The 974-nt window shown below is 57.8% G+C and carries 1 protein-coding gene; it reads right to left on the bottom strand.

All coding sequences use genetic code 11. From position 1 onward, the window contains the following. Positions 1-974 (bottom strand): type VI secretion system Vgr family protein (locus ACYVNQ_RS31755; RefSeq protein WP_460908527.1); only part of this gene is annotated, 974 nt, incomplete at both ends.

Below are 974 nucleotides of genomic sequence, written 5' to 3'. Positions count from 1 at the left end.
TGCACCCACCCGTTGTACGCTTTTCCAATCGCAATGGGCCGGTCGCAATCCCCTCCGTCCCAGTCGACGTATATCTCTTCGCCAATGCGAGGCACGTGCACACCGCCGTATCCTCTCCCGGTATCGGACTGCATCACGCGTATCCAGCACGACGAGGTGTCATCGCCGCTGGCTAACCGGTCCCAGCGGAATTTCACCTTGATGCGATTCAATGCGTCGGTGTAGACCTCTTCACCGGCTGGGCCCACGACCGTTGCCGACTGCATGCGCATGTGCGGCTTGTGGTGTTCGAACGGGCTGTGAAACGGTATCGCCCAACGTTGCGCCTCGATCTGCGTCAGGAAGAAGCCGTCATTCCCCGATGCGTCGGTGGGCTGAGTCTGGTGTGGGGCGCGAGCCTGCTCGAGTGCCGTTTCCAGGCTGCCCGGAAATCGCTGGGTATTTCCGAGCGGCAGGTTGTTCTCAACAAACCAGCGCGTCTCGACGATCAGGAAACTGCGGTCCTGCTGCTTATCGTTCTGATGATCGGGGTGATCTACAAATTCAAACCAGCGTCCCGCGTCGACACGGCGAACGCCTCCAACGCCAAAAAACCGCTTCGCGCGTGATTCCCATTCTTCGATACGGATACGGTTCAGATGGTCGCCCCGATCGAAATCGAGGTGACTATATGCCCCCGTGTATTCGTAAACCTCCATCTGGTCCGGCAGGCTTCCCTGGTTGGGCATTGTCTGACCGTATGTGATCCGGTGATCTCCAGGGGATTTGTAGTCGCCTGTGACTGGCGTGTATTTCACACTCTGCAGGGTACGGGTGCCGGACCATTGAGTTAGCGCGTCGATCTCAGAGGTGATCTCGGATCGCGAAAAAGTAATCTGCGCTGGCTCGAGTGGCTTACAAAAATGCGTCAGGTCAGTAATAACTAATGTGTGGGACTGGCCATCGGGCGCCTGCTCGAAGTAACTCCACAGGCC

Source organism: Paraburkholderia jirisanensis, from assembly GCF_054782355.1.
Note: the sequence above shows the minus strand (reverse complement) of the source record. Positions and strands in the feature narration are given on the sequence as shown.